23 protein-coding genes and 4 pseudogenes are annotated in these 23,003 nt (G+C 69.0%); 8 read left to right on the forward strand and 19 right to left on the reverse strand.

The features are described from left to right. Positions 1 to 7: 7 nt before the first annotated feature. The 4 genes from ACZ4EG_RS43860 to ACZ4EG_RS43875 all read right to left on the reverse strand — a co-directional run bounded on the left by ACZ4EG_RS43860 (position 8) and on the right by ACZ4EG_RS43875 (position 4,606). Positions 8 to 802 (reverse strand): 2-keto-4-pentenoate hydratase, encoded by a 795-nt coding sequence (locus ACZ4EG_RS43860; protein ID WP_467794659.1) that lies wholly within the window; start codon positions 800 to 802, stop codon positions 8 to 10. Between the two features lie 192 nt (positions 803 to 994). Further along, the gene (locus ACZ4EG_RS43865) at positions 995 to 1,948 is read right to left on the reverse strand and encodes a PEP/pyruvate-binding domain-containing protein (RefSeq protein ID WP_467794660.1); all 954 of its coding nucleotides are present in this window, start codon (positions 1,946 to 1,948) and stop codon (positions 995 to 997) included. Positions 1,949 to 2,042: 94 nt separating this feature from the next. Continuing rightward, complete coding sequence (locus ACZ4EG_RS43870; RefSeq protein WP_467794661.1) at positions 2,043 to 3,749, reverse strand: PEP-utilizing enzyme; 1,707 nt, start codon at positions 3,747 to 3,749, stop codon at positions 2,043 to 2,045. 26 nt (positions 3,750 to 3,775) lie between these two features. Continuing rightward, positions 3,776 to 4,606 carry an IclR family transcriptional regulator gene (locus ACZ4EG_RS43875; RefSeq protein WP_467794662.1) on the reverse strand — a complete coding sequence of 277 codons (831 nt, stop codon included), beginning with the start codon at positions 4,604 to 4,606 and terminating at the stop codon, positions 3,776 to 3,778. A gap of 68 nt (positions 4,607 to 4,674) precedes the next feature. Between ACZ4EG_RS43875 and ACZ4EG_RS43880 the strand changes: the two genes are divergently transcribed. Further along, positions 4,675 to 5,475: an IclR family transcriptional regulator gene (locus ACZ4EG_RS43880; protein ID WP_467794663.1), complete on the forward strand. Its 801-nt coding sequence runs from the start codon at positions 4,675 to 4,677 to the stop codon at positions 5,473 to 5,475. Between the two features lie 40 nt (positions 5,476 to 5,515). Here the strand turns inward: ACZ4EG_RS43880 and ACZ4EG_RS43885 are convergent, their stop codons facing one another. The 10 genes from ACZ4EG_RS43885 to ACZ4EG_RS43930 form a co-directional block, all read right to left on the reverse strand. Beyond that, positions 5,516 to 5,962 (reverse strand): GlcG/HbpS family heme-binding protein, encoded by a 447-nt coding sequence (locus ACZ4EG_RS43885; RefSeq protein ID WP_467794664.1) that lies wholly within the window; start codon positions 5,960 to 5,962, stop codon positions 5,516 to 5,518. Positions 5,963 to 5,968: 6 nt separating this feature from the next. Then, entirely contained in the window at positions 5,969 to 7,039 is a 1,071-nt protein-coding gene (locus tag ACZ4EG_RS43890) for a 2Fe-2S iron-sulfur cluster-binding protein (RefSeq protein ID WP_467794665.1), read from the reverse strand. Between the two features lie 157 nt (positions 7,040 to 7,196). After that, the gene (locus tag ACZ4EG_RS43895) at positions 7,197 to 8,111 is read right to left on the reverse strand and encodes a catechol 2,3-dioxygenase (protein WP_467794666.1); all 915 of its coding nucleotides are present in this window, start codon (positions 8,109 to 8,111) and stop codon (positions 7,197 to 7,199) included. Further along, entirely contained in the window at positions 8,108 to 8,464 is a 357-nt protein-coding gene (locus ACZ4EG_RS43900) for a 2Fe-2S iron-sulfur cluster-binding protein (protein ID WP_453561706.1), read from the reverse strand. The genes ACZ4EG_RS43895 and ACZ4EG_RS43900 overlap by 4 nt, the downstream gene beginning before the upstream one ends. Positions 8,465 to 8,483: 19 nt before the next feature. Beyond that, complete coding sequence (locus tag ACZ4EG_RS43905) at positions 8,484 to 8,804, reverse strand: phenol hydroxylase subunit P4 (protein ID WP_453561704.1); 321 nt, start codon at positions 8,802 to 8,804, stop codon at positions 8,484 to 8,486. Between the two features lie 3 nt (positions 8,805 to 8,807). After that, positions 8,808 to 10,325 (reverse strand): YHS domain-containing protein, encoded by a 1,518-nt coding sequence (locus ACZ4EG_RS43910; protein ID WP_467794667.1) that lies wholly within the window; start codon positions 10,323 to 10,325, stop codon positions 8,808 to 8,810. A 14-nt stretch (positions 10,326 to 10,339) separates the two neighbouring features. After that, the gene (locus ACZ4EG_RS43915; RefSeq protein WP_467794668.1) at positions 10,340 to 10,639 is read right to left on the reverse strand and encodes an MmoB/DmpM family protein; all 300 of its coding nucleotides are present in this window, start codon (positions 10,637 to 10,639) and stop codon (positions 10,340 to 10,342) included. Further along, complete coding sequence (locus tag ACZ4EG_RS43920) at positions 10,636 to 11,661, reverse strand: ferritin family protein (RefSeq protein WP_467794669.1); 1,026 nt, start codon at positions 11,659 to 11,661, stop codon at positions 10,636 to 10,638. Before ACZ4EG_RS43920 ends, ACZ4EG_RS43915 begins: the two co-directional genes overlap by 4 nt. A gap of 85 nt (positions 11,662 to 11,746) precedes the next feature. Further along, on the reverse strand, positions 11,747 to 12,175 hold the full coding sequence (locus ACZ4EG_RS43925) for a hypothetical protein (protein WP_467794670.1): 429 nt from the start codon (positions 12,173 to 12,175) through the stop codon (positions 11,747 to 11,749). A 196-nt stretch (positions 12,176 to 12,371) separates the two neighbouring features. Beyond that, complete coding sequence (locus ACZ4EG_RS43930; RefSeq protein WP_467794671.1) at positions 12,372 to 13,205, reverse strand: alpha/beta fold hydrolase; 834 nt, start codon at positions 13,203 to 13,205, stop codon at positions 12,372 to 12,374. Positions 13,206 to 13,328: 123 nt separating this feature from the next. Here ACZ4EG_RS43930 and ACZ4EG_RS43935 point away from each other — a divergent pair. Together ACZ4EG_RS43935 and ACZ4EG_RS43940 are read left to right on the forward strand one after the other, a co-directional pair. Then, positions 13,329 to 13,570: pseudogene (locus tag ACZ4EG_RS43935) on the forward strand (transposase); the annotation flags it as partial. A gap of 248 nt (positions 13,571 to 13,818) precedes the next feature. Then, positions 13,819 to 15,867, forward strand: a complete 2,049-nt coding sequence (locus ACZ4EG_RS43940; protein ID WP_467794672.1) for a spermine/spermidine synthase domain-containing protein — start codon at positions 13,819 to 13,821, stop codon at positions 15,865 to 15,867. Positions 15,868 to 16,266: 399 nt separating this feature from the next. Here the strand turns inward: ACZ4EG_RS43940 and ACZ4EG_RS43945 are convergent, their stop codons facing one another. The 3 genes from ACZ4EG_RS43945 to ACZ4EG_RS43955 form a co-directional block, all read right to left on the reverse strand. Next, positions 16,267 to 16,752 carry a hypothetical protein gene (locus ACZ4EG_RS43945; RefSeq protein ID WP_467794673.1) on the reverse strand — a complete coding sequence of 162 codons (486 nt, stop codon included), beginning with the start codon at positions 16,750 to 16,752 and terminating at the stop codon, positions 16,267 to 16,269. A 279-nt stretch (positions 16,753 to 17,031) separates the two neighbouring features. Further along, positions 17,032 to 17,625 carry an isochorismatase family protein gene (locus ACZ4EG_RS43950; protein WP_467794674.1) on the reverse strand — a complete coding sequence of 198 codons (594 nt, stop codon included), beginning with the start codon at positions 17,623 to 17,625 and terminating at the stop codon, positions 17,032 to 17,034. A 674-nt stretch (positions 17,626 to 18,299) separates the two neighbouring features. Then, positions 18,300 to 18,602 carry a transposase gene (locus tag ACZ4EG_RS43955; protein ID WP_467794675.1) on the reverse strand — a complete coding sequence of 101 codons (303 nt, stop codon included), beginning with the start codon at positions 18,600 to 18,602 and terminating at the stop codon, positions 18,300 to 18,302. A 346-nt stretch (positions 18,603 to 18,948) separates the two neighbouring features. Here ACZ4EG_RS43955 and ACZ4EG_RS43960 point away from each other — a divergent pair, with 346 nt between their 5' ends. After that, positions 18,949 to 19,152 (forward strand): cold-shock protein, encoded by a 204-nt coding sequence (locus ACZ4EG_RS43960; RefSeq protein ID WP_037751662.1) that lies wholly within the window; start codon positions 18,949 to 18,951, stop codon positions 19,150 to 19,152. A 236-nt stretch (positions 19,153 to 19,388) separates the two neighbouring features. Here ACZ4EG_RS43960 and ACZ4EG_RS43965 read toward each other — a convergent pair. Then, positions 19,389 to 19,946 (reverse strand): annotated as a pseudogene (locus ACZ4EG_RS43965) (MMPL family transporter); the annotation flags it as partial. Between the two features lie 153 nt (positions 19,947 to 20,099). Here ACZ4EG_RS43965 and ACZ4EG_RS43970 point away from each other — a divergent pair. From ACZ4EG_RS43970 to ACZ4EG_RS43985, 4 genes and pseudogenes are all read left to right on the forward strand, one after another. Then, positions 20,100 to 20,368 (forward strand): annotated as a pseudogene (locus ACZ4EG_RS43970) (transposase family protein); the annotation flags it as partial. Between the two features lie 89 nt (positions 20,369 to 20,457). After that, positions 20,458 to 20,952: a hypothetical protein gene (locus ACZ4EG_RS43975; RefSeq protein WP_453549385.1), complete on the forward strand. Its 495-nt coding sequence runs from the start codon at positions 20,458 to 20,460 to the stop codon at positions 20,950 to 20,952. A 250-nt stretch (positions 20,953 to 21,202) separates the two neighbouring features. Further along, positions 21,203 to 22,036 carry a PIG-L family deacetylase gene (locus ACZ4EG_RS43980; RefSeq protein ID WP_453549382.1) on the forward strand — a complete coding sequence of 278 codons (834 nt, stop codon included), beginning with the start codon at positions 21,203 to 21,205 and terminating at the stop codon, positions 22,034 to 22,036. A 104-nt stretch (positions 22,037 to 22,140) separates the two neighbouring features. Beyond that, a pseudogene (locus ACZ4EG_RS43985) lies at positions 22,141 to 22,311 on the forward strand (alpha/beta hydrolase); the annotation flags it as partial. A 133-nt stretch (positions 22,312 to 22,444) separates the two neighbouring features. Here ACZ4EG_RS43985 and ACZ4EG_RS43990 read toward each other — a convergent pair. Further along, complete coding sequence (locus ACZ4EG_RS43990) at positions 22,445 to 23,002, reverse strand: TIGR03086 family metal-binding protein (RefSeq protein ID WP_467794676.1); 558 nt, start codon at positions 23,000 to 23,002, stop codon at positions 22,445 to 22,447. Position 23,003 lies beyond the last annotated feature (1 nt).

Below are 23,003 nucleotides of genomic sequence, written 5' to 3' on the forward strand. Positions count from 1 at the left end.
TTGCCGCTCACGAGCTCTCCTTCGCGAAGCACGCAGTCACCGAACCGAGGCCGGCGAATGTCGCGGTGAACGAGTCGCCCGGCGAGACGGGGACCGCCGCGGTCACCGAGCCGGGCAGGATCACGTGGCCGCTCTCCAGCACGACACCCCGTGCGCCGACCGTGTTGGCCAGCCACACCAGCGAGTTCAGCGGCGAGCCGAGTACGGCGCCGCCGGCGCCGGTCGCCACCAGTTCGCCGCCCCTGTGCAGCAGGCAGCCGGACAGCCGCAGGTCCACCTGGTGCAGCGGGGTCGGCCGGCTGCCGAGGATCACGCCGCCCGAGGAGGCGTTGTCGGCGATGGTGTCGAGAATGCCGATCTTCCAGTCTCTGATCCGGCTGTCGATGAGCTCCAGGGCGGGGATCACGAAGTCGACGGCGGCGGCTGCCTCGGCCACCGTGACGCCGGGGCCGCTCAGCGGGCGCTTGAGCACGAACGCGATCTCCGGCTCGACGCGCGGCTGGAGATAGTCCGAGGTACGGATCGGCTGGTGCTCCAGATGGAACATGTCGTCCAGCAGATGGCCGTAGTCGGGTTGGTCGACACCCATCTGACGCTGCATCGCCAGCGAGGTGAGGCCCACCTTGTGCCCCTTGATCCGTGCCCCGACGGCCAGCCTGGCGTGGATCTGGAGCAACTGGATCTCGTAGGAGTCCTCCAGGGTCATGCCGTCGTACGTTGCGCTGAGCGGCTCGACGGGCTTGTGCGAGGTGTACGCGTCTGCCAGGAGACCGGCTGCCTCGGCCCGGGACACCACTTCCACCTGAGACCTTCTTCCAGTTCGGCACTCGGATGCGCACCGACGCGGTTGCGGTCGCCACGGCGGTACGTCTGTGAAGTGACGCTAGGCGGGCGCGGCATCCGGCGCCCTTTTCGTTCCGTGGTCCGGAACGCCGGGGAAGGTGGGCCCGATCACAGTCGCGAAGGAACCGTCACAGGTCGTACGGGACACCCGTCACAGGTCGCCGAGGAAGGCGGTCGGGTCCCAGCCGGTGTCGTCGTCCTCCGGAACGGCGCCGGTCACCGGACGGGCCTGCAGCAGCCACACCCGGCCCTCGGGGTCGACCGCCCATTCGACGTCCACCGGATGACCGAGCACGTCTTCGGCGCGGTACACGGTGTCGACGACGCGGGTGAGGTCCCGGTCCGACAGCAGGGGGTCGGCGCCGGTGGGGGTGACGGGGTCGCGCCGGAGCACCCGTCCGCCGGCGCGGGCGATCTCCACCCGCTGCGGTACCGGTCCGCCCGCCACGGCACCACCGACGCCGGGAGCGGCCTCGACCACCGTCCGGTCCCGGCGCCCGGTGACCGGATGCATCGAGAAGGCCACCCCGGAGACGCGTGCGGGCACCATGTTCATGACGCCCACCCCCATCGCCAGGGCGTCGACCGGCAGGCCGGCGTGCATCCGGTAGGCAAGGGCACGATGGGTGAACAGGCTCGCCCAGCAGCCCTGGACCGCGGCCACCACGCCTTCGGGATCACGGACACCGAGGAAGCTCTCGAACATCCCGGCGAAGCTGTGGTCCGAACCGTCCTCGGTGACCGAGGAACTGCGGACGGCGACGGGGCCGTTGCAGTGCAGGGAGATGGCCCGTGCGATCTCGGCGCGCAGTACCTCGGCCAACGGAGTCTCACGGAGCAGCAGCCGCAGTTCGGCCGCGGCCTCGGCGAGCGCGGCATGGTCCAGCGGATCGGGTACGGCGGCCAGGCGGGCGGGCAGTACGGCGTCCAGTCCGGAGTCCGCCAGATGGCGCCGGAACGCCTCGGCGGTGACCGCGAAGCCGCCGGGCACCCGCACCCCGGCCCGCGCCAGCCGCGCCAGACGCGCAAGCTTGACCCCGGCCACAGCCGCCCCGTCGGGCCCGGCCAGGCAGCCCATCGATACGACGGAACGGCACTCCGCCATCACCGAACCACCCCCACACGGACCGCCCCACCGGGCACCCTCCCCCAGTCCGGGGGCGGAGCCTCCAGGTGAGGCGCACACCGGCGTGCCGTCGTCATCGCCGCAGTACCCGCACGACACCATTCGTGCCGTCGACCTCGACCTCGTCGCCGTCGCGGATGCAGTGGGTGGCCGAGCCGACCGCGGTGACCGTCGGGACGCCGTACTCGCGCCCGACGATGGCCGCGTGGGAGAGGATGCCGCCCGCGTCGCACACGCAGGCGGCGATCACCGCGAAGGCGGGTGTCCAGTTGGGCGAGGTCGACTCGCAGACCAGGACATCTCCGGGCGTCAGGCGGTGCAGCCCCTCGGCGTCGGTGAGCACCCGTGCCCTCCCACGGGCGGTCCCCCGCGCCGCCGGTACCCCGCTGAGCCGGGTGACGATCTGCGTGGCCGCGGCCCGGATGTTGCCGAGCAGGGTGCGGTCGATGCCGAAAACCTCGGCCAGCACCGGGTCCTGGGCGTCCGCGTCGGACGCCGTGCCCAGCACCTTCGGTAGCGAGGACCGCCGCCCCCGCCACCGCTCGAAGAAGTCACGCCGCTCCCCCACCAGGCCACGCAGCGGCCCATAGGCGGAGCGGCCCTCGGCAATCGCGATCAGCTCCGGCCAGAACAGGAACACGGCGTCGTCACGGCGGTCCGCCCCGGCTCGCTCGGCGATCTCCAGGCTCGCCCGGCGCAGCGGCAGCGCGATCCGCAGATCGATGGAGACATTGTGGTCGTCCTGCCACTTGGGGAAGTTCGCCGCCCGGCAGGAAGCGAGGGCCGAGTCGAAGAGCCGCTGATCCCGGCCGGTGAGGGAGCCCCGTACCGCGTCGGCTGCGGCGTCGCGCTGCTTCCGGGCCCGGGCCAGCTCGGCGTCGAAGTCGTGTTCGGCGGGCAGTGCCAGGAAGGAGGCGATCCTGCCCAGGGGCGGGGTGGGGTCTTCCAGCCAGCTGGGCAGCGCGACGTCCGAGGTGCCCTCGGCGCGGTGGCCGTACGCCCGAAGGAAGTCCCCGAACGCGGTGGCCCAGCCCGCCCGCGCTCCCCCGGCGGCGGCCAGCTCGGCCAGGACCCGGTCGCCGGGGGCGGCGGTGAGCCGGGCAGCGGCCAGGCCCGCGCGCCGGGCGGCTTTCGCCAGCCCCCAGAGCGCCCGGTCGGTGTCCATCACCCTGGTGTGCTCGCCCTGCAGCAGCACACCGACCAGCGCCGGGTCCACGCCCAGCGAGTCGCACAGCCGGCGGAAGGCGAGATGGTTGGCGAGGAGGGGGTACATCACCTCGAAGTGGATCTCGAAGGCGCGGCGGTGGAAGCGCCGTGTCTCCGCGAGGTGGTCGGCGAGTTGCGCCGTGTCCAGCCGGGCCGGGTCGATCGAGAGCAGTCGCTGCCACCACTGCTCGATCTCCGCCTCCCGCGCGGCCCAGATCTCGGGGAACTCGTCGAGGAAGCGGTTCAGTCCGCTGCGCAGCCGGTTCATCCGGGCGCGGTGCTCGTGTTCGGAGGGCACGGGGATCGCCGCGGCGTAGGTGTGGGTGCCGATCAGACGCTGGGTGATCCCGCGGCTGGCGGGCAGGGGAAGGCATTCCGCGGCCAGTTGGGAGCCCCAGCCGTAGCCGTCCTGGTTGACGAGCAGGCCGAGCGGGGTCAGGCCCCGCGGCCAGTGGAAGTCCAGGAACCACAAGCGGGACTCGTCCTGCTCTCCGTAGGGCCGGAACGGCTCCACCGCATACGCCGACTCGGTGTACTCCGGGCGGAAGCCCGGATAGCATTCCGCGTCGGCCATCTCCCCCGACTGGGCCATGTGCGTGCTCAGGCCCCCAGACACCGGGCGACCTTGCGGGCGGCGACCGTCACCAGCTGGGCCCGGCGGCCGAGGTCCCCGGCGATCTCGGCAACCGGTCCCATCAGCGAGATGGCGGCCCGGGACCTGCCGGACCGGTCCAGCACCGGGGCGGCGACCGAGGCGGCGCCGTCCTTGGCCTCGCCGAGGTTGGTGGCGAATCCAGTGCGGCGCACCTGGGCCAGCACCCGGTCGAACTCCTCCGCGGTTCGAATGGTGCGCTCGGTGCAGACCGGGAACCCGGCCGCCTTGCGGGCCGCCGCCAGCTCGGGGGCGAAGGCCGCGATCACCTTGCCGGAGCTGGTCACGTGCAGCGGCCAGCGGCGGCGGACGTGGGCCATCAGGGGGATCGCGCGGATGCTGTCCAGGCGCTCGATCTGGAGCGCCTCGATTCCGTCGGGGATCGACAGGTGCACGGTGCACCCGCTGACCTCGCGCAGTTCCTCCAGCATCGGGAAGGCGGTCTTGCGCAGCTCCACCCGGCTGTGCGCGATCTGGCCCAGCTCGACCAGGTGCATGCCGAGCCGGTACTGCCGGGTCGCCGGGTCCTTCTCGGTCAGCCCCCGGGCGCACAGGGCGCTCAGCAGCCGGTGCGCGGTGCTCTTGGCCACGCCCAGGCGGCGGGCGACGTCGCTGACGCCCAGCTGCTCCTCGAGCGCGAAACACTCCAGTACGTCGAGGGCCGCGCCCACCGACCTAAGGCCGCCGTCCTTCAGAGCACCGTCGGGGCCTTCGGGCGGTTCCCCTTCGGTCCGCACCGGGATTCCGGCGGACGGAGCCGGGTCGATGATCGAAACCATGGGGGACCTCCGCATCGAGAGCCTCGCGTGCCTGGACTGTGGCCCAAATGTCCCCAACAATGCAACTGATGTTTCCCACTGAGCGGGACGGTCCCGCACCCTCCGTACTGGCCCGTGCCATGTCGATCCTGGATGCCTTCGCGCCGGACGACACGGCGGTGTCCGCCTCCGAGCTGGGACGCCGCACCGGACTGGCCAAGTCGACCGTGCACCGGCTGGCCGGCGAGCTGTGCCGGCTCGGTCTCCTGGAGCAGACGCCCCGAGGGCTGAGGCTGGGGCTGCACCTGTTCGAACTCGGCCAGTTGGTGCCCCGCCAGCGCGATCTGCGCGAGGCGGCGCTGCCGCTGATGGAGGACCTGCGCGAGGTCACCCACGCCACGGTGCATCTCGCGGTGCGGGAGGGGGTGGAGGTGGTCTACATCGAGATCCTGGGCGGCAAGGCCCATCCAGGACTGCCCTCACGGGTCGGCGGCCGGATGCCCGCTCATGCCACCGGGGTCGGCAAGGCGATCCTCGCCTTCTCGCCGCCCGAGGTGGCGGCCGAGCGGATCAGGGCGGGTCTGCCGCCGTGCAGCCCGTTCACCATCGTCGCTCCCGGCGCCCTGTTGCGGGAGTTGGAGAACGTCCGCCGGACCGGGGTGGCCTACGACCGGGAAGAGTCGGGCGTCGGCACGGTCTGTGTCGCGGCGCCCGTGCTGGGCGCCGACGGATTGCCGATCGCGGCGCTGTCGGTGACCGGCCGGAGCAGCCAGCTGGACATCGAGCGGATGGGGCCCGCCGTACGGACCGCCGCGCTGGCCCTCGGACGACAGCTGACGGCCAGGCGCAGAGCCAAAAGGACGCCCGCCGCACGGAGACAGTCCATGTGACAGCCGCCCTGGTACGGCAGGCTCAGCGCCTACGGGTTCGTCATGGCTTCTGCGACGACCGGCCGGTCACCGCCGCGGCGCCCGCCTCCGCGATCGCCCGGTCCTGGTCCGCGGTGCCTCCGGAGACGCCGATCGCACCGAGCAGCTCACCGTCCGCCCGGACCGGCATCCCGCCGCCGAAGATCACCAGGCGGTCGGTGTGCACGATGCCGTGCAGCAGGGCCGGCTCGTCGGCGATCATGTCGTACCAGCGGTGCGTCGGCAGACCGTTGAAGGCCACCACGGTGTACGCCTTGTCCTGGGCGATCTTCGCAGACATCAGCGGCGCGCCGTCCATCCGGCCGAAGGCCAGCGGGTTGCCGCCGCTGTCGGCGACCGCCATACAGACGGCCACGCCGAGCCGTTCCGCTTCCTCGGCCGCCGCCGGCAGAATGCGCAGCGCGGCCGCGTAGGTCAGCGAGGCCGTGTTCCTGGCATCCGGCACCATGTCACGTCACCTCTTGATCAGGGGCGAGCGGACGGCACCCGCCGCCTTGTCGCCCTCGCTGAAGAAGTCCTCCCGGTAGATGTCCCGGGGGAAGAGCCTCCTGCTCATCAGGGTCTTCAGGGCGGCCTCCACCATCGGCGGCGGACCGCAGACATAGCCCACATGGCCACGCAGCGAGTCATGGTCGGCGGCCAGGACATCGGTCACCAGACCGGTCGCGAAGCCCTCGGCCTCTTCTTCGGACAGGCATGGCCGGTAGCGGAAGCGGTCCGGGTGACACCGCTCCAGGTCGCGGAAGAAGTCCACGTCGTAGAGCCACTGGCGGGTGCGGGCGCCCTGGTAGAGCGTGAGGTGACCGTCGTGGGCGCCGTTCTCCAGGGCATCCAGGATCATGGCTTTGATCGGTGCCAGGCCGGTGCCGCCGGCGACCATCACCGCGGGTTCGTCCCGCGAGGTGCGCAGCACGAAGCGGCCGTAGGGTCCGGACAGTTCGATACGGTCGCCGACCCGCAGGCTGCTGAAGATCCAGCCGTCGGTGGCCACGCCGCCGGGCATGCGCCGGACATGGAACTCCAGGGTGCGCGGCCGGGACGGCGGGGTGGCGATCGAGTAGGTGCGGTCCGCTCCGCCGTCGGGCACGGTGAACCTGAGGTACTGCCCGGCGTTGAAGGCGAGGTCGCGGTCGAGTTCGACGACCAGCCGGCGGGTGTCCAGGGCGATCTCCTCCAGCGCGACGACCGTGGCGGTGAAGTCGGTCACCGGATGGACGGGGATGTCCTCGTCCCCGTCACCCGTATCGAGGTCTGCCTCGATCACCACGTCGGAGCGTGGACGGGCGCAGCAGGTGAGGACCTTGCCCTCGTCGCGTTCGAAGTCCATCAGGGCGAAGGCGGAGGCCTCGCCGTGATCCACCTCTCCGTCGAGGACCTCCGACTTGCAGGTGGCGCAGGTGCCGTGGGTGCAGGAGTGGGGCAGCCAGACGCCGGCCCGTAGACAGGCGTCCAGGATGGTCTGGTCCTCGCGGCACTCGACTTCGCGTCCGACAGGTTCCACGGTGATGCGATGGGTCTGGGTCATGCGGCGGCTCCGGGCTGGGTGGGGGCCGTGGGGGCGGGGGGGGGGGGGGGGGGGGGCGGCGGGGGGGGGGGGGGGGGGGGGGGGGGGCGGGGGGCCGGGGGGGGGGGGGGGGCCCCACGGCCGTGTTCTTCAGGTGGTTCGCTCGGGGTGCCCGGGGTCAGGTGAGCACGCTGGTGAAGCGCTCGTTGAGTTCCCGCCCGACGTAGAAGATCCCCTTGGCCAGCTGGTCGGGGGTCCAGGTCACGCAGGGGCGGTCCGGGTAGGCCCGGTAGCCGCCGGCGAAGACCTCGTTGCGGTTGCCCGAGGGGTCGAAGAAGTAGATCGTCTTGCCCCGGGTGATGCCGTGCTGGGTCGGGCCCGTGTCCACGGAGACGTCGTCCATGGCGAACAGGTCACCGGCGTGCAGCACGTCGGCCCAGTCGCCGAGTTCGAAGGCGAAGTGGTGCAGTTTGCCCTGCGGGCCCTTGATCACGGCGATGTCGTGGACCTTCTGGCCCGCGCTCATCCAGGTGCCGATGTACTCGGCGTCGTCGTCGAGCGAGGTGGCTACCCGCTCGGTGGTGTAGAAGTCCAGCACCTCCGCGAAGAAGCGGTCCATCAGATTGACGTCCTCGGCGGTGATCAGCGCGTGGTCGATGTTGGGCACGCCGACGCCGACCAGATGGCGCGGGAACACGTCGGGGTTGAGGCTGCCGACCTCGGTGCCGACCAGAGTCATGTCGTGGTACAGCTCCAGGACGTGCTCGGAGGGCGTGAAGATCCGGATGCCGTCGCTGACCTCGGGGTTGTCGCCCTTGCTCATCCGCTCCACCCGGCAGCCGAACTGCTGGGCACGCTTCTCGAACCCGTCCAGGTCCGCCGGGTCGTGGACCTTGTAGCCGAGCTTGTTGAGGCCGACGCCGCCCTCCTCGAGGACGACCGAGTGGTGGTCCCACTCGTCCCAGGCCTTGAGCAGCAGCCGGCCGGGGTCCTCCTGGACGGGGCGCAGACCCAAGGTGTCCACGTAGTGGCTCCTGGCGTCGGTGAGGTCGGTGACGCGCGCGTGGACGTATCCCAGGCGCATGACTGTCATTGCGGCTCCTGATTCTCGATGCCGGTCCCGCCGGCGGGCGTGCTGCTCGGCCGAAACGCCAGCAGTGGGTGAATGGCGCGCAACCGGTCGTTGCGCAGGGTGATGCAGACATCGCCGATGGGAACGGCGCGGCAGGTCAGGCAGGTGCCCGAGCCGCGCTCGGCCGCGGGGAGGACGGTGTCGGCGACGGCCTTGTGGTATTCGACGTCGCCGGCCACCAGATCCACTTTGCAGATCCCGCACCCGCCGCGTCGGCATCCTGTCCGGTAGGCGTAGCCCGCGCGGTGGAGACCCTCCAGGACGGTCTCCCCCGCACGCAGCTGAACGACCACGCCCTCGGGCTGCACGGTCACTGTGGGCACCGCTGGGCTCTCAGCGCTGGAAGGCCAGCAGGCTCTTGTGGCCCACACCGAGGGCTTCGAGCGTCTGGTCGTCGGACGGCTCGACGGGCCTGCCGTCGATGCTCCATCGCCAGGCGGCGTCCGCGTCGTAGTCCGGGTCGGCGGACGCCCAGGGGGTGACCACCGCGGAGCGGAACTGGGCCCAGGTCATCGCCCTGGGTGTACGGACACAGGCGGCGGCGCCGAACCACATGTTGTCCCGCCACCACAGGTGGACCAACTGGTCGTCGCCGTACAGCTCCTGACGGGAGCTGGACGGGAAGTCGTACGGTGCGATCGCGCGGACCGGCATGGCTCAGCTCCCCACCGGAGCGCCGGAGTGCCAGCGCTCCCAGTTCTCGTTGTCGGCGGACCCGGTGTATTCGCCGCCGTCCCCGTCCTGGAGGCCGTACCAGGCGAGGACTTCGGGCACCGTGGGGCCGCCGCAGTTGCCCTGGAAGATCTGGTGCACCGGCAGCCATGCCTGGACGTACTTCTCGGGCTCGCGTTCGAAGACCCACTGGCAGCCGTCCGAGCAGAAGTCGAACCGCTCGCCCTTGTACTCGGTGTGCCGCTGGCAGATCGTCGTGGGATCGCCCGGCTCGGTGAACAGCATCGGAATCTGGCACACCTGGCACAGCTGCGGCAGCCCCGGGTAGAAGAAGCGGCCTCCGCCGTCCACCACCCGCTGGGCCTTGTCCCACAGCGGCTTGTAGAACTTCTCGAAGGTGTCCGGGTAGTTGGCCGCCAGCCACTGTTGGTCCTCGGCACCGGGGACGGTGGTGGTGAACGCCGCGGCGAAGCTGAACTGGTGGAGCACCCAGTAGACCTGGTGGCTGAGGATCTCCTTCTCGTCGATCGCCTGCTGTACGTGCTTCGGCGGGCGGATGCCGTAGAACTCCAGGTCCGGGAAGAGGCCGTTCAGCATCTGCTCCTCGAAGTAGAGCTCGAAGGCCTCCTTCCAGCTCATCACCTTGCGCGGCAGCATGTAGTCGAGCATCTGGGCGATCAGCGCGGTGACGCGATAGCCGCGCCAGAACCACTTGTCGATCCACTCCTGCACGATCGGCACATTGGCCTCGTCCTGCTCCAGCAGGAACTTGATGGCCTCCAGACCGAGCGTCATGTGCCGGCTCTCATCGCTCTGCGCGGAGAAGCCGAACGTCATGGTGGGCAGGTCGCCGTTGAAGCTGGCACCGGACATGAACGGCACGAACAGCAGGTTCGTCAGCAGGTACTCGAAGGAGAACCCGATCGCGATCAGGAACTCGAACGGCCCTGCAGACAGGGCGTCGTCGAAGTAGGACTTCGGGACGCTCAGGTACCACACCCGGTCGTGCATGGTGTTCCAGGAGTGGAAGCCGCCGTAGTACTTGTTGTACGCCGACAGCGTGTGGATCTCGGTCTGGGCGTGCCGCAGTTCGTCGACCGACTGGCACAGGGCGGCGAACCGGGGGCCGGGGCCGTTGAGGTGACGGGCGAGGAAGGCGAAGTTGCGGTGCGCCTGGTACTCCAGCGGCGTGACGCCCTGGAGGAAGAGCTTCATCGCGTTCAGATACCTGGCGTCCGACAGGGACAGGTGGCCCTGGCTCTGCGCGGCGCCGTCGAGCACCGCGTACAGCCGCTTGTCCTTCTCGGCCTGGTACTTGCAGTAGGCGTCGACGGTCAGCCGGAAGGGGTCCTCCCACTTCGACCAGTCGTGGATCTTGATGCCCTCGAAGGTGGTGTACGGGAAGACCTTCTGAGGGTCGACGTACGAGGGCTCCCAGTCCAGGTCACGGGTGAGCGCCGAATAGCGCTGCTTCATCGACAGTTTGCGCGGGGTGGCGGCCATGTTCGTTGGTCTCCTCAGTGGTCCCAGGCGATGACGATCTCGTCGTCGTCCCACTCGGCGAAGTGGCCGGAGTAGGAGACGATGGCGAGCTGGAACTCGTGGGTCTCCCACGGGCGTCCCAACCGTTCCTCGACGCTCTCCCGGATGATCACCAGCCGCCCCGGGGACTGGATCTTCACCAGGCCGGGCAGCCGGAGGACCGTGAGTTCGTCGTTGACGGACTCGATCGCCTCGACGAGTGCGCGGGTGTCCTCGTTCTCCTGCAGGTCGACGCCGACGTTGCGGACCGGGCGACCGGCGCGGGTGCTGGTCATGCGCTGTGCTCCTTGATCGGCGCGCCGAGGGCGCTCAGGGTGGTACGGACCACGGCGGCGGTCTCCTCGACGGTGGCCCGGCAGCCGGCGCCGACCAGGTCGTCCGCGGCGGCGGCCAGTGCGGTGACCGCGTCGATGGCGGCCGGCAGCCGGCGCTCCACCACTGCGGCCAGTGCGGCACCGTTGGCGCCGCCGCGCTCGGGGTCGGCGAGCCAGGCCTTGTACAGCCCCTCGATCCAGCGGCTCTGGTCGGCGAACCAGGCGTTCAGATGCTGGGCCACCAGGCTGTAGCCGCCCGCGCCGCCCAGCAGGGCCGCCTCGTCGAGCGTGCGGTACAGCAGGGCGTAGATCAGCCGGTCGGCCAGGTCCTGGCCGATCATCGCGACCGCCCAGTCCTCCTCGACCAGTAGTTCCTCGACATACCGGCGCAGCGGCTGCAGCGAGGGCTGATCCAGCCAGGCCTGCTTGGCGTCCTGAAGCGGTCCGGCGGTGCCGCCGCCGAGGGCGATCCCGGCCCGGCTGAGGATCTGGGCGTTACCCACTCGGTCGAAGGCGGCGTAGGCGCAGCACTGGGCGATGGTCGCGCCGTAGCAGAAGCGGGCGGCGGCGGTGCCGACCATCTGGGCGCCGGACTCGTAGTGCCGTAGCGGCAGCACCACCTGGGCGATCAGCCGGCGCCATTGCTCGGGCAGCCGGTCCAGCAGGTCCCTGCTCTCCAGGTACTCCAGGGTCCGGGCGAAGGCGTCGTGCAGCGAGGCGCGGGCGGTGACGTAGGGGGCGTAGTAGTACTGGCGGGGGTCGGTGAAGGAGTACGGGTCGGTGAGCCGGAAGGTGCTCCAGCTCTCGTCGTAGAGCTCCTTGTCGGGCGCCCACAGCGGCCGGTAGTGGAAGTGCTCGGTGGGCTGGACGTCGATGGTGCCCTCTTCGTACCGGGATGCCGGGCGGTCGCCGTAGCGGTCGATGAGGTACTGGAATGTCTTGCGCCTCGGTTCGATGACCTGGGTACGCAGTTCGTACTGCAATGTCGTCTCCTCGGGTGTGTGCGAGGACTGTGGCCCGGGCCACAAGGGGGTGGCCAGCGCCGTTCCGCAGTAGGGAACGGGCTGGTCAGACGGCGGCCGGACGGCGGGGCGCGCCCGACTCGACCAGCAGCATCAACAGCAGGTCGGTCAGTGCCTCGGGGCCGTTCAGCTCCCGGGGCTCGGTGGCGGTCAGGCCGTCACCGACCAGCCGTCCGTAGGCGGTGCCGTCCGAGAAGCGGGTGGACACCCGGGCCGTACGGCCCCGGTAGTGCACCGAGAAGGCCAGCTCGCCGACCGACAGTTCGTCGGTCAGCGCCAGATGGTCGTCCGCCTCGGCCAGCACGGCGTTGGCCTCGCACACCAACTGTTCGGCCAGAGCCCGAACGGCCACCTGCCGGTCGGCACCGGTTCCGGTCGAGGTCGGCTCACTGGGTCGGGTCCCGGGGACTGGGGGTGCGCCGGCCGCGGGGTCCTGCCCCAGGACCTCGGCGACGCTGAGCATGAATGGGGTCACGTGGATACTCCTCCTGGCCGGTCCTGCCACGGCCTGGAGATGAGGCTGCGCCGGGGCGGCCGGGGGCGCCACCGGCGTTCCTCACGCCGGAACATGGGCCCGGGCCCAGGGGGCTCGGCCCCGGTCGGGGGCCGCTCGGAAGGCCGCCGGGAGGCCGCGCCCCGGAAGTCGCTCAGGAGGCCGCTCTGAAGGCCGCTCAGGAGGTCAGGAAGTCGCCCACGAGTTCGTTGAACGCGTCGGCCCACTCGATCTGGGTCCAGTGCCCGCAGCGGCCGAAGACATGGAGTTGCGCGGAGGGAATCAGCTCCAGCAGTCGCAGTGAGTTGGCCAGGGGAATCACCTTGTCCTCCCGGCCGTGGACAATCAGGGTCCGGTGCGGCAGGGCACTGATCTCCTCGTCGGGGGTGACCATGGCGTCGGCCCAGCGCTGCCGGGGCGCCGGGAACATCGCCGAGAACGCCTCCTGGAACCCGGGCTGGACGCTGGCCCGATAGCGCACCTCGGCCAGTTCGTCGTTCACCAGCTCCCTGGAGTGGGCGAAGATGTCCAGCAGTCGCCGCATGTTCTCGATGGACGGCTCGTAGCCCCAGACAGCGTCCAGCCCCTCCCCCTCGACGAGCCGGAAGGGCACCCCCACACTGCCCATCAGCACCAGCTGGTCCACCCGCTCCGGATGCCGCGCCGCGGCCCGCAGCGCGATGGCGCCGCCAAAGCTGTTGCCCACGATGGATGCGGAGGGCAGGTCCAGGGCGTCCAGGAAGCCCACCAACTGGTCGACCCACAGGTCCAGTCCGTAGCGCACCCCCTCCGGGCGCTCGCTGAACCCGAAACCAGCCATGTCCAGAGCCAGCACCCGCATCCGCTTGCTGAGCGCCGGAATCGTCAGCCGCCAGTTGGCGTACGCGGTGACTCCAGGGCCGGAACCGTGCACCAGCACGACCGGATTCCCCGACCCCTCCTCCAGATAGTTGGTGCGGATCCCGCCCGCGACCACCTCCGCGCCGATCTCCGGCCGCTTCTGACTGCCCATGCCCGCTCCCGTCCGAACTCCATCAATTGCCAACGATCCCAGCGATCGTCCCGCCACCACTCAGTTCCGGCTGCCTGGCGTTCCCCCCTCGGGAACACCAGTGGTCGGTGCGTTGGTCCGTTCGTGGTGCATCGTCATGAGCTGACCGATCGGGCCTGGGCGGCGATCGAGCCGCTGCTCGCTCCGTCGCGGATGGGCCGTCCGGTGCGGGACCGTCACCAGGTGGTCAACGGCATCCTGTGGAAGCTGTCTGTGCCGTCGACCGGACCGTCGTGTACATCGACTCCACGACCGTGCGGGCCCATCAACATGCGACCGGGGCCCGAAGAGAGGCGGTGCGTGCTGCCGCCGAAGCGGTGGGGCGTGTCCCGATAGGGGCCGTCGCGACAGGCACCGTCACAGCCCTGACCGCCACACCGTTCCGGCATCGGCCACTGGTGTTCCCTAGGTGATCAGGAGGCCGGCGAGGGCGGCGGTTGTGGGGTGGTGTCCCAGGTCGGCGGGGTGCTGCTGATGGAGATGACACACAAGACCGACCTGAATCAGGCAATATCGTCACACAATCGGCAAGTCGCCTCGACTCGCCGCACCGCAGATGGCACCGTAAATGCGCGTGAAGCTGATCAGAATCAGACAAGCCGACCGTTCGGTGCGCTGGAGGCTACTGCTGGCCAGCGCCACCATGCTCTTCGTCGAGCTGGCGCTGATCAGATGGGCGGGGGCCAACGTCGTCCACCTCAGCTACTTTTCGAACTTCATCCTGCTGGGGTCGTTCCTGGGCATCGGCATCGGGTTCCTGATCCCCGCCGCGCGCGGGCAGTGGCTCAAACGCTGGGCACCGGTCCCGCTCGCGGTTCTCGTCATCCTGGTACGCGAGTTTCCGGTGCAGGTGCGTCAGAGCAGCGACCAGGTCATCTACTTCACTGCCGTAAAGACCACCGGCTTCCCCGAGTGGGTGACGCTGCCGGCCATCTTCCTGCTCACCGCGGTGATCATGACCGCGATCGGCAAGATCACCGCCGATCTCTTCCGCCGGCTTCCCTCGCTCGATGCCTACCGCTACGACCTGCTCGGCAGCATCACCGGCTCGGTGTCCTTCGCCCTGGTTTCCTGGCTCCGCGCTCCGTCGGTCGTATGGGGCGTACTCGCCGCCGCAGCCCTGCTGGTCCTTGGGGGACGGCGCAACACCCTGCGGTACGGCATCCCCCTGACGGCGATGGTCGCTGTGCTGTTCGTGGAGACGACGACGGCCGGGATCTCCTGGTCGCCCTATTACAAGATCCAGCTCACGGCCTCGACGTCCACCACCCGGGGTTACCACATCGCCGCCAACGGCGTGCCGCACCAGAGCATCGCGCCGCTCCCGGCGCTGATGCAGCAGAACTCGCCCTATCGGCAGCCGTACGACCGGACGCCTGGCAACCCGCACCAGCGCGTGCTGGTCATCGGGGCCGGCAACGGCAATGACGTCGCCGTCGCGCTGGCGCACGGAGCGCGCCGCGTGGACGCGGTCGAGATCGATCCCCGGCTGCAGCAGATCGGCGCACAACTGCACCCCGCGAAGCCGTACGACGACCCCAGGGTGCACGTCCACATCAACGACGGACGGGCCTTTCTGGAGCGGACGAACGCCAAGTACGACCTCGTCGTCCTGGCACTGCCGGACTCGCTGACGCTGGTGGCCGGCGCGAGCAATCTGCGTCTGGAAAGCTACCTGTTCACCCGGCAGGCCTTCCAGGCCGCGCGCGATCACCTGGCGCCACACGGCGCGTTCGCCATGTACAACTACTATCGGAAGAGCTGGCTGGTCGACCGCTTCGCCGGCTCCCTCGATGACCTCTACGGCCACGCCCCCTGCATGACGACGTTCAGCAAGAACGCGGCCGTGCTGGTGGCCGGGATGACAACCGCCGACCAGTCGTGTCAGCAGATTTGGCAGCCCAGCGGCACGGTCCCGGAAGCCGCGACCGACGACCACCCTTTCCCGTATCTGCTCCACCGGGACATTCCCACGCTCTACCTGGGCGCACTGGGCGCCATCCTGCTGGTGACGCTCCTGGCGGTGCGCCTGACCGGGGTTCGCATCCGAAGCACGGTCCGTTACACCGACATGTTCTTGATGGGCGCGGCCTTCATGTTGCTCGAAACGAAGAACGTGATCGGTTTCGCGCTCTACTTCGGTACGACCTGGCTGGTCAACGCCCTGGTCTTCATGGGCGTCCTGCTCGCCGTCCTCGCCGCGGTCGAGGTCCGGCGCCGACTGCGGCGGGTCAGCCAACTGCCGCTGCAACTCCTGCTCTTCGGCACCCTCGCGGTAGCCTGGCTCGTCCCGGCACACGCCGTGCTCTCGCTGCCCTTCGCCGGACGGCTCGCCGCCGCCATCGCCTTGGCCTTCGCCCCCATCTTCTGTGCCAACCTCATCTTCTCGGACCGCCTCGCGCTCGCCCCGGACCCGACATCCGCGTTCGGCGCGAATCTGCTGGGCGCGCTGACCGGGGGCGCGCTCGAATATCTGGCCCTACTGACGGGCTATCAGACGCTGCTGCTGGTCGTCGCCCTGCTGTACCTGGGGGCGTGCATCGCCATGCGGTTCGCCGGGCCCGGGCCGGACGCGCAGTCGCCATCGGTAGCGGACGAGACGGTGGCCCTCAACAGTCCGTAGAGCTCGCAAGCTGGAGACGGACCACAGCCCTGCCGAACGGCACACTCACCGAGTACGCCTGCGGTCATCGACGAGGCCCACGCCACCACCAGCGCCCTGCGCAATGCCTGGGTCGCCATCCACGACCCGACCCGCATCCCCGCCAACTTCCGCCTCGACCTGACCGTCCAATTACCCTTTTCGGGGCTCCGCAATGGGGCCTCCGGCCTTCGGGTCCGTCATGACTGCCCCTTCTGTCGAGCACCGGCTTCACCCGAGCCGGAAGGGCTCTCCGTAACGTGGATGTGGCAGCTCGATGCCCTGGCAAGGCCGGACGGGAGCGTGAGCGGAGGGGTCTGCACCGGATCGACACCGGCGACAACGACGTCTACCTCTACGAACCCCAGCCGTCGGCCGCAGTCACCTGACCAGCGGCTCTGCGATGAGGACAACTCGGTCAGCATCGACATCGAAGCCGAGCACCGGATGGCCATGGCCGCCCTCCGGATCCATCAGCACCCGCTTGCCCAACCGCCGCCCGATCTCCCGCAAGAAGCCGCAGAACACATCCAGTCGCACCTGCCCCTGCGACTCCCGCAGATCAACGTCAAAATCGATCTCGTCATGCGCATAGAAGCGGAAGATCGCCAGCACATCAGCAGTCGGCCAGACACGCAGGTTCGGGCACTCGGCATCCGCCGAACGGGACAGCACTGCCTCCGCCCGAGGCACCGGAAGCAGCGTCTCGCCTTCGGAGTACTGGCACTGCCAGCCCTGCTCCGCAACAAGATCGAGGACCTCTTGCCAGTCCTCCACAGACGCATCAGGGACACGCACATCCGGCAGCGACCCCATCAGGTCCGGGTCGAAGAAGCACTTCACGTCATCCCACAGCAAGTCAGTCACACTGCCATGCTGCCCGGCGTCCGGCCTCACCGCGGCCCTGTTTCCGTTGACCAAACACATAGGGCACCCTCCCACCGCGGAGGAGTGGGATGCCTTCCTCAGCCGCTTCGAGCACCGCAAACTTCAATGGGCATCTGCGCCCGTGCCTTCGGCACCACGTGCAGTTGCCGGAGTCTTTGAAGGCTCTGAGGGGTCGTGGGGCGGACGGGCCGCCGGTCTTCGGGAACGATGGTCCGATGCGGGCTTCGTACATGTCAGGCGGCGCGCGGTGCTCGTCAATCAGGAGAGCACGACCGGATGGCCGGTCAGATGCACGCCCGCGTGCCTCATCTCGTCGACGGCCGCGCGGGTGGTGTCGGGAGCGACTCCGGCTGTGTAGTCGAGCAGGACGCGGACGGCGAAGCCGGCACGGATGCCGTCCAGTGCGGTGGCCTTCACGCAGTGGTCGGTGGCGATGCCCACGACGTCCACCGCTGCGATCTTGCGGCCGTGCAGCCAGTCGGCGAGCGGGGTTCCGTCCTCGGTCGAGCCTTCGAAGCCGCTCTTCGATGCCGAGTGGGCGCCCTTGTAGAACACCTCGTCGACGGTGCCGTCCGCGGTGACGGGCGCGAAGTTGGGGTGGAAGTCACCGCCTTCGCTTCCGACCACGCAGTGGACCGGAAACGAGGTCGAGAAGTCCGGATGGTCGGAGAAGTGTCCGCCCGGGTCGATGTGGTGGTCGCGCGTGGCGACGACATGCGCGTACCCACCGCCCGCCGAACGCCGCACCATGTCGGCGATGGCCGCCGCGCGGTCCGCACCGCCCTTCACCGGGATGCTGCCGCCCTCGCAGAAGTCCTTCTGCACATCCACCACGATCAGTCCACGTCGCACGGCTCGTCCTCTCTGTCGCGTGATGCCGGCCCGCAGAAATGATGTGCCCACAAACAAGAGCGGCGTCGGCAGCGCTGGGCCAACTGCCCCGCCCGCCCCTCCCAACGAGTGGGCCCCGGCAGACACAGCGCGGCGCGCGCACGTCGTGCCACAGGTGCTGGGCATCAGGTGACCGCCGGGGGGTCGCCGCCCCGCCCTGCGGATGAGTTCCGCGGTCCGGGCCGGGTACCGACGGGTGCGGACGACTACGGGATCCCCCGGGTGAGGGAGGCGCAGAGAGTGCCGCCGTCGTCGTGGACGGTGTGGAGTTTGCCGTTGCAGGACGCGGCGGCAGGGCCGCGCAGGCTGGTGGCGCCGAGATCATCAAGCCCGCCTCGTCCCCCTTCCCGTATCCCCCGCGGATGACGCCCCCAGGCCGTCCTCACGCATCAGCCGGTCAATGGTGCGGAGCGGGCCGCAGTAGCGCCCTTACGCCGTAACGAACGGTGGATCCTGCGGGCGTTGTATGCCGAGATCGGAAGGCCAAGTTCCCGAGAGAACGGCTCGACCCCGAAGTCGTCGCGGAGGTGGTTGATCATCACATCGGCCTCGTGCGGGGCTGGTCGAGCTCCTCCGCGAAAAACACCGAGGCGGCTTTCAGGATCTCGTTCGCCCGCCTCAACTCGGCGCATTCCTCACATAGTTGGGTGAAGCGCGGTCTTCTCGTCCGTGGTGACCAGATCGAGCCGGTCGCCTTGATCGTCCTCCGCCTGGCGGACCCATTGCCGCAAGGCTTTCTCATAGATGCCCAGATCCCGGGCAACATGAGCAACCGGACGGCCCGAGGGCTGGACCGCGCGGACAGCTCGCTCACGCAGCTCGTCGGGGTAGTTCGGTGGTGCAGGCATCGGACCGGGCCAAGAGCAGCAAGACAGCCATCCGGTATGCCCACGACCGCTTGCCCAGCTCTTCGGTATTCCGACGTTGAGCATCCACATGGCGGCGGTGACGTCTGCCTTCCCATCCAGACGAGGCAGACGACGCCTGACCGGTCGGCCCTCGCGAGAGACCTGCGAGGCTCCAGGCGAGCAGGTACCAGCCCCCGTCGGCCCCGACAAGATCCACAACGCCCTGTCGACCCACGCCGTAACACTGCCTGGCCCGCTGGGGGCTTACTCACTGGTAACGGGTGGAGTCGCAGTGTAACGTCACTGTCAGATGTCGTGGTTCGCAGTCCCTGCCCGCGCCGTGGTGCGGGCGTTTTGCTGTGCAGTGCCCGAGGACCAGGACGACCACCTCCGGGTCCGCGCGGTGCGGACCCGCCATCGAATGGAAGGCACAGACATGGCCAGCGGAACCGTCAAGTGGTTCAACGCCGAAAAGGGCTTCGGCTTCATCGCGCAGGACGGGGGCGGCCCCGACGTCTTCGCGCACTACTCCAACATCAACGCAAGCGGCTTCCGCGAGCTCCAGGAGGGCCAGGCCGTCACCTTCGACATCACCCAGGGCCAGAAGGGCCCGCAGGCGGAGAACATCACCCCCGCCTGACCGGACGCCAAAGACGATGCACGGTGCCCTCAAGCCGCTCGCCGCGCCAACGGCACCGTGCATCGCGGCACAGCAGCCGACCGGGGATCAGCCGAGGCCAAGGCTGCTCAGGGCAGTGGTCCAGTCGGTGACAATGGCGCGCCGCACGGCCACGAGAGTGCCATGGACCAGGAAAACGGCCGTGCGGGCCGCCCAAGACCTTGTCTCGGGCGGCCCTGGTGACGGGCGGGGCAGGGTCAGACACCCGCTTCGACCGGGGCCGGGTCAGGGTCCTGGCTCGCGGCCGGTCGGCGGCCGAGTGCCTCCCCTTCCACGTCGACCCGTGGCAGGATCCGGGCCAGCCACTTCGGCAGCCACCGGGCTTTGTCGCCGAGCAGGGCCAGGACGGCGGGCACGATCGCCATACGGACGACGAAGGCGTCGAAGAGCACAGCGATGACCAGGCCGAACCCGATCATCTTGATCATGGAGCCGTCCTCGGCGATGAATCCGGAGAAGACCGCCATCATGATGAGCGCGGCGGCCACCACCACGCGGGCGCTGCGGCGGAACCCGGACACTACGGCCTGCTTGGCCGACTCACCGTGGGTGTACACCTCTCGCATCCGGGAGACCAGGAAGACCTCGCAGTCCATGGCCAGTCGGAAGACGATGCCCACCAGGAAGATCGGCATCAGGCTCATGATCGGGCCGGTCTGCCCCACGCCGAAGAGGCTTGCGAAGTGGCCCTGCTGGAAGACCAGTACCACCACGCCGAGAGCCGCGAGCACCGAGAGCAGGAAGATCAGGGTGCTCGACTGACCTGGCAATCCGATCCGCGGAGTCGACAGCGCCAACCGGGTGCGCGCCTGCCGTACGCCATCGGCCGTGGTGTGCGGCGATCACGGGCCGTATCGCGGCAGCCGCGAGCCATCACGCGACGGGGTCGGCCTCGGTGTCCCGCTTCAGGCGAAGAGGGGACCGGCCTGGTGATGCCACACCGCCGCAGCAAGGACGAGGAACTCCCCAACTGGTAAGAGGCGCACAACAAGTCCCACAAGCAGTGCCGGGTTCGCGTGGAGCACGCCTTCGCCCGCATGAAGTGCTGGAAGATCCTGCGGGATTGCCGCCTTAGGGCGACGGCGTCCACTACGCCATGCTCGGAACAGACCTTATGCGGCATTCGGTCCGCTCCAGTTCGACCGTCACCATTACGATGACGCCTTGTGGGCCCTGAGCTCGGTGATCGGCTCCGACGTCGACGACATGCGCGCATGAGCGCTGCCGGGGCGCGGCCTGCTGGGCTGACGGACGGGGAAGCGGTTCATGGAAAGGTTCGAGACAGAGAGCCTGGCGCTCATGCCTGGCCAGAAGGTTCAGGCCAAGGTCCTGAGCCATCACCCATGGGGTGTGCTCGTTGAGCTCGTCGGTTACGAAAACGCCGGCCTGTCCGTCTCCATCGACATGATCGAGCAGTTCTCCCGGACCACGAGCAGCCATGAGGAACTACTCACGCTCTTTCCACCCATCGGTTCACAGATCGATGCGGTGATCGAGCAGATCCATCGCTGGCATCCGCCGGTATCAGTGCGGCTCAGCATCCGACCTGCTGACCTGGAATCACTCACCTGGCACTGCGACTTCTGTGGTGAACCGATCACGCTGAGCCCAGGTGGAGACGCTCTCATCCTGGACTCGCGGAGCAACGACGGTCCAGGCAGCCACACCATCATCTCCCACCGGCACTGTCTGGCCGAGCGCATCCGCCCGGAGAACACCGGAGAGCGGGCGCGAGCATTGAAGATCGGGAAGATGTGCTGAGAGTCGCGAGGTGCGCGCCCGACTGCCCACCGACACGGCTGAGCTCGACAGCGCATTCGGCGGGCACCGACTGGCAGTTCAGACCAGCGCACGTCCGCTGCCCGATGCTCCGCGTCGACCCGGCAGCAGCGCCGGCGCCTGGAAGAGGTCATCCGCGACCACGGTGATCGCATCGAGGAAACCGGGCGACCCCTTGTACGCCTTTGCCGCAGACTCGGACCGAGGCCTTTTCACTCAGGAGGAATGTTTCATGAATGACCGGCAATTGACGCTCATGGCGGTGCACGCCCACCCCGACGACGAGGCCACCGGAACGGGAGGTGTCCTCGCACGATACGCGGCGGAGGGCATCCGCACGGTCCTCGTGACGTGCACCGACGGTGGTTGCGGAGACGGACCGGGCGGTGTCAAGCCGGGCGATCCCGGGCACGATCCGGCAGGTGTCGCCTTGATGCGCCGTGAAGAACTTGAGGCAAGCTGCGACATCCTGAAGGTCAGTCATCTGGAGATGCTGGACTATGCCGACTCCGGGATGATGGGCTGGCCGACCAACGACGCCCCCGGATCCTTCTGGCAGACACCCGTGGAGGAGGGCGCTGCCCGACTCGCGGAACTCTTGCGCCGTTACCAACCCGATGTGGTCGTCACCTACGACGAGAACGGCTTCTACGGCCACCCCGACCACATCCAGGCGAATCGCATCACGATGGCGGCGCTGGCAATGACCGAGCCGACGCCGAAGGTGTACTGGACGACGGCGCCGCGCTCAATGATGCAGCGGTTCGGGGAGACCATGCGCGAGTTCGGCGCGGACTGGCAGGAGCCGGATCCGGCCGAGGCCGCCGCGATGGCCGAGATCGGACTCCCCGACGAGGAGATCACCACCTGGGTGGACACCAGCGCGTTCGGCCCTCAGAAGTTCGATGCCCTGGCCGCGCACGCCAGCCAGGGTGAGAACATCTTCTTCCTCAAGATGGGCCAGAAAAGGTTCACCGAGTTGATGGGCGTCGAGACCTTCGTACGCGTCCAGGACACCACCAGCGCCGCCGTACCCGAGAACGACCTCTTCGCCGGACTGCGCTAGGAGTGCTTCATGCGTCGAGTGATCTCGCCTAGTGGTGGGTGGGCATCTTCGTGGTGTGAAGCCGGGGGAAGTGGAACGGCTCCGGCATGAGTTGGCGGAGTTCGTTGCCGCGCGAGGCCAGCCTCGCGCCATTCGACGCCTTCGCCTCGAAGGAGAAGACGTTGCACGCCAACGCGGGCAAGTACTTTGACCTGCCCAGGTTCGAGGCCGATAGCGCGGTCCGGTTCCTCGCCCGGCACCTTGGCCGGGCGGTCACCTCACCGGCCAGAAGGTGAGCGGCAGCGGCGTCCGGTCTGCCCATCGGGCGCCGCTACCGCGGCACGGGTTGAGGCTGCGTATCCCGGATCTTGTTGATGCGCTGGGCCTTCGATGACCTGCGCCGACCCCGCCACGCCGCCTTCCGGCTCGTCAGGGATTGCGGCCGATGAAGGCGAGCAAGCGAGTCTGGACGTCGGCGCTTTCCAACACCTCGACCCGCGGTCCGTACTGCCCGCTCGCACGGAGCACGTCGTCGAGCGGCAGCATCCCGTCGAGCAACTGGGCGCATGTGACAGGATCGAGGTGTTCGTCCTGGCCGGTGGCCCGTGACAGGTCCCAGGTGTGCATGAAGACATCGGCGGTGTAGAACCGGTCGACCGCCTGGTCCAGTGGGATCTCTCCGATGTGCGGGTTCGACAGCAGTTTGTGTGCGGTGGCTGGATCGTCGAGGAGGGCCTGCACGCCATCGCGGTGCATCGCCCAGGCGGCCACCGGGTCGTCGTCCACCGAGGGCCCTTTCGGCAGTTCGACTCCGGCACCGGCTTCGAGGAAGTCGGGGAGCCACTCGACGAGGTGACGTACGACGTCCCGGGCGACCCAACCCTCGCACGGCGCCGGGTTGTCCCATGCCTTTGGATCCGCGCCGCGTACGCGGTCGGTGAATACGCGTGCGACGATGCGGTGTTCCTCGGCGGCTGATCTCGTCATG

The sequence above is a fragment of the Streptomyces sp. NPDC025638 genome, from assembly GCF_055558775.1.

What these genes read in the sequence shown, in the direction of transcription:
- ACZ4EG_RS43895 (WP_467794666.1), bottom strand. Translation starts at nt 8,111, where the DNA reads ATGACAGTCATGCGCCTGGGATACGTCCACGCGCGCGTCACCGACCTC.
- ACZ4EG_RS43885 (WP_467794664.1), bottom strand. Translation starts at nt 5,962, where the DNA reads ATGGTGCCGGATGCCAGGAACACGGCCTCGCTGACCTACGCGGCCGCG.
- ACZ4EG_RS43875 (WP_467794662.1), bottom strand. Translation starts at nt 4,606, where the DNA reads ATGGTTTCGATCATCGACCCGGCTCCGTCCGCCGGAATCCCGGTGCGG.
- ACZ4EG_RS43990 (WP_467794676.1), bottom strand. Translation starts at nt 23,002, where the DNA reads ATGACGAGATCAGCCGCCGAGGAACACCGCATCGTCGCACGCGTATTC.
- ACZ4EG_RS43865 (WP_467794660.1), bottom strand. Translation starts at nt 1,948, where the DNA reads ATGGCGGAGTGCCGTTCCGTCGTATCGATGGGCTGCCTGGCCGGGCCC.
- ACZ4EG_RS43975 (WP_453549385.1), top strand. Translation starts at nt 20,458, where the DNA reads ATGGAAAGGTTCGAGACAGAGAGCCTGGCGCTCATGCCTGGCCAGAAG.
- ACZ4EG_RS43890 (WP_467794665.1), bottom strand. Translation starts at nt 7,039, where the DNA reads ATGACCCAGACCCATCGCATCACCGTGGAACCTGTCGGACGCGAAGTC.
- ACZ4EG_RS43870 (WP_467794661.1), bottom strand. Translation starts at nt 3,749, where the DNA reads ATGGCCGACGCGGAATGCTATCCGGGCTTCCGCCCGGAGTACACCGAG.
- ACZ4EG_RS43955 (WP_467794675.1), bottom strand. Translation starts at nt 18,602, where the DNA reads ATGTGGATGCTCAACGTCGGAATACCGAAGAGCTGGGCAAGCGGTCGT.
- ACZ4EG_RS43930 (WP_467794671.1), bottom strand. Translation starts at nt 13,205, where the DNA reads ATGGGCAGTCAGAAGCGGCCGGAGATCGGCGCGGAGGTGGTCGCGGGC.
- ACZ4EG_RS43915 (WP_467794668.1), bottom strand. Translation starts at nt 10,639, where the DNA reads ATGACCAGCACCCGCGCCGGTCGCCCGGTCCGCAACGTCGGCGTCGAC.
- ACZ4EG_RS43905 (WP_453561704.1), bottom strand. Translation starts at nt 8,804, where the DNA reads ATGCCGGTCCGCGCGATCGCACCGTACGACTTCCCGTCCAGCTCCCGT.
- ACZ4EG_RS43880 (WP_467794663.1), top strand. Translation starts at nt 4,675, where the DNA reads ATGTTTCCCACTGAGCGGGACGGTCCCGCACCCTCCGTACTGGCCCGT.
- ACZ4EG_RS43960 (WP_037751662.1), top strand. Translation starts at nt 18,949, where the DNA reads ATGGCCAGCGGAACCGTCAAGTGGTTCAACGCCGAAAAGGGCTTCGGC.
- ACZ4EG_RS43910 (WP_467794667.1), bottom strand. Translation starts at nt 10,325, where the DNA reads ATGGCCGCCACCCCGCGCAAACTGTCGATGAAGCAGCGCTATTCGGCG.
- ACZ4EG_RS43980 (WP_453549382.1), top strand. Translation starts at nt 21,203, where the DNA reads ATGAATGACCGGCAATTGACGCTCATGGCGGTGCACGCCCACCCCGAC.